Source organism: Phenylobacterium sp. (assembly GCF_035276905.1).
Lineage (GTDB): Bacteria > Pseudomonadota > Alphaproteobacteria > Caulobacterales > Caulobacteraceae > Phenylobacterium.
Genome location: NZ_DATELG010000348.1, coordinates 1 through 3144, shown reverse-complemented (window position 1 = coordinate 3144; position 3144 = coordinate 1). Strand labels below are relative to the sequence as shown.

The 3144-nt window shown below is 71.9% G+C and carries 4 protein-coding genes; 2 read left to right on the top strand and 2 right to left on the bottom strand.

Going from position 1 to position 3144, the window contains the following annotated elements:
* Positions 1–252: hypothetical protein (locus tag VJS38_RS16490; protein ID WP_324089240.1), on the bottom strand; the 252-nt coding region annotated here is incomplete at its 3' end.
* A gap of 102 nt (positions 253–354) precedes the next feature.
* Positions 355–1389, bottom strand: coding sequence for a TIM44-like domain-containing protein (locus VJS38_RS16485; protein WP_324089239.1), 1035 nt, complete (start codon positions 1387–1389; stop codon positions 355–357).
* 217 nt (positions 1390–1606) lie between these two features.
* Here VJS38_RS16485 and VJS38_RS16480 point away from each other — a divergent pair, with 217 nt between their 5' ends.
* Together VJS38_RS16480 and VJS38_RS16475 are read left to right on the top strand one after the other, a co-directional pair.
* Complete coding sequence (locus VJS38_RS16480) at positions 1607–2377, top strand: hypothetical protein (protein ID WP_324089238.1); 771 nt, start codon at positions 1607–1609, stop codon at positions 2375–2377.
* Positions 2374–3096: a hypothetical protein gene (locus VJS38_RS16475; protein WP_324089237.1), complete on the top strand. Its 723-nt coding sequence runs from the start codon at positions 2374–2376 to the stop codon at positions 3094–3096. The genes VJS38_RS16480 and VJS38_RS16475 overlap by 4 nt, the downstream gene beginning before the upstream one ends.
* Positions 3097–3144: the final 48 nt, after the last annotated feature.

Below are 3144 nucleotides of genomic sequence, written 5' to 3'. Positions count from 1 at the left end.
GGACGCGGAGGCGTCCCGCGCCGGAGCCCCGAGGCTGACGAGGTCGCCGATGACCTCCTCCAGCGCCTTGTGGTCGGGCGCGATCTCCTCGGCCAGGGTCGCTTCCAGCGCCAGCACGGCGAAGTGGGTCAGCGACAGCCACTGCAGGCCGTCGCTCCTGGCGCGCAGCGACATCTCCGCGGCGGCCGCCCGCGCGCCCTTCAGGCGGCGCAGGTGCCACTCCAGGTGTTCGCGCATGGGCTCGGTAGCCATGGACCGCCTCTCGACCGCTTGAGGGGGCAGCATGCCCCAAGCCGGCGACGAGGTCGCGACGGGAAGGCCCCGCAGCGGTGATCCGTCGCGCCCCGATCGGCCTCAGGTCTCCTGGATGGCCGAAAGCTTCCAGGGGCCGCCGTCGCGGCGCACGAAGGTCCAGATTTCGGTGGTGACCGTCGCGACGTTGGGGTCGCCCTGCAGCACCTGGCCGGTCTGGCGGTCGCGCATCACGTCGGCGCTCTCGTAGTTGAGGGCCACGGTGGCGTAGTCGTCCAGGCCTTCGCTCCAGGCCTCGGCCACCTCGGAGCGCAGGAGGCGCGTGCCCGTGACCTCGTTGCGCCGGCCATGGGTGGCGTTCTGGCCAAGCTCCTCGGAAAGATAGGACATGATCTCCGGCGTGGTGCGCTCGCGCAGCGCGCCGTAGTCCTCGCGGCCGAAGGCGTCCTGCACCTCGATCAGCAGGCGCTCGAAGGCCTGCTCGTCCGCCCGCGTGACCGCGATCTCCGGCTGGGCCGGGTCGGGCGTGTAGCCGACGGGCTGGGCGCCCCAGGGCGAGGCCGGCGGCGGCGCATAGCCATAGGCCGGGCCGGGATCGTAGCCGCTGGCGTAGCCGCCCGCGGCCGCCGGTGCGTTGCGCCTGCGGAAGAAGCGGACCGCCAGCCAGATCAGGAGCGCCAGGACGCCGAGCTGGAAGAGGCTGGAGATCAGCCCCAGGCCCATCCCGCCGCCCATCCCGCCCCATCCGCCGCCCCAGCCGCCGCCGAAGCCGTGGCCCATCAGGGCGCCCAGGAGGCCGCCGGTGGCGAGGCCGGCCAGGAGGCCGCCGCCGAAGCCTGGGCGGGGGAAGTTGTAGCGCGGCTGCTGGTAGCCGCCGCCGTAGTTGTAAGGCGATTGCGCGGGCGAGGGCGCATAGGCGCGGCCGGGCGTGTAGCCGGCGGGCGGCGCGGTCATCGAACGCTGCACCGGGCCGGCGTAGCCCGGCGTGATCGAGGTCTGGCGGGGCGCGGAATAGGTGCGCGCCCCGCGGCTTCCGAAGCTGCCGCCACGCCGGGCCTCGGCGGGCGCGCCGATCGCCAGGGTGAGGGCCATCGCGCCGGCCAGCACCGCGGCGAGCCGGGATCGCGAAGAAATCATGGGTCTTGATCCTCAGTGACGCGCCGCGACTCGCGGCGACGGTGCAAGAGATGGGAGGTCGCGCCGGCTTCGTCCAGCCGAAGCGCTCGATCCCCAAGGCGCGGCGGCATTGGGAAATCTCAATGTCGGGCGGGGTAGTCGCGCGACGCGGGGCCGGCTATCGGCGAGGCGGCCCGGCCGCCACGGGCCGGCGCCGCCCAGCCCGACAGGAATGCTCATGCACGACCTGAAGTCCGACGCCCTGAGCAAGGTCCCGCAGCTCACCCTGGCCTTCTGGGTGATCAAGATCCTCGCCACCACCCTGGGCGAGACCGGCGGGGACGCCCTGTCGATGCAGCTGAACCTCGGCTACCTGGTCTCGACCCTGATCTTCCTGGGGTTCTTCGCGGCGACCGTGAGCGCCCAGGTCGCCTCCAAGCGCTTCCATCCGCTGTTCTACTGGGCCTGCGTGGTGGCGACGACGACGGTCGGGACCACGACCTCCGACTATTTCGACCGCAGCCTGGGGCTGGGCTATGTGAAGTCCTCGGCCATTTTGCTGGCCGGCGTGATCGTGGTGCTGGCGGTCTGGCGGCGCACCACCGGGACCATCGCCGCCGACCGCATCACCAGCCGCGGCAACGAGGTGTTCTACTGGATCACCATCCTGGTCTCGAACACCTTGGGCACGGCGCTGGGCGACTTCACCGCCGACGACCTGGGGCTGGGGTTCCAGGGCGGGGCGGTGCTGTTCGCAGGGCTGATCGCCCTGGTGGCGGCGCTCCACCTCCTCACCCGCACGCCGAAGGCGATCCTGTTCTGGGCGGCCTATGTGCTGACCCGGCCGCTGGGCGCGACCTTGGGCGACACGCTCACCAAGCCCCTCGCCAAGGGCGGCTTCGACCTCAGCCGGATCAACTCCTCGCTGGTGATCGCCCTGATCATGGTCGCCGCGGTCTGGATCACCGAGCGAGGCCAGGTGCGCGCCCAGGCCCGGGCGTCGGCGTGAGGCGGCTGGTCCTGGCCGGCGGGGCGGCCCTTGCGGTCAGTGCTCACGCCTGGGCGGGCCCGCCCTATGTCACCGACGACCCCGAGCCGACCGAGCGCGGCCGCTGGGAGATCTACAATTTCGCGGGCGGCCTCCATGTGCGGGACGAGACAACCGGGGAGGCGGGCCTCGACCTCAACTACGGCGCCGCCCAGGACCTGCAGCTGACCATGGTCGTGCCGGCCGCCTATGACCGCTCCGCCGTCGGCATGGGCGTGGTCGAGCTGGCCGCCAAGTATCAGATCATGCACGAGCGGGACGGGAGCTGGCGGCCGAGCGTCGCAATCTTCCCGCGCATCTTCGCGCCCACCGCCAAGGCGCGCTTCGCCTCGACCCACCCCAACCTTCTCCTGCCTGTGTGGGTCGGCAAGGGCTTCGGCGGCTGGACGCTGTTCGGCGGCGGCGGCTACCAGCTCAATCCAGGCGCGGGGAACCGCGACTTCTGGACGGGCGGCCTGGCGCTGACCCGGTCGCTCGGCGAGCGCCTCTCGCTCGGCGGCGAGGTCTATCACCACGCCCGCGACGCAGATGACGCGGCGGCCTTCACCGGCGTCAACCTTGGCGTGACCTACAGGCTCGGCCAGAATTGGTCGCTGCTGGGCGCGGGCGGCCCGGGCGTGCAGAACGCCGGCCGCGAAGGCCGCTACGCCTTCTATGTGGCGTTGAAGGCCGACTACTGAGCTTCGCCGCCCAATTGCGCCCCTACTCCAGCGACAGGGCGAATTCCT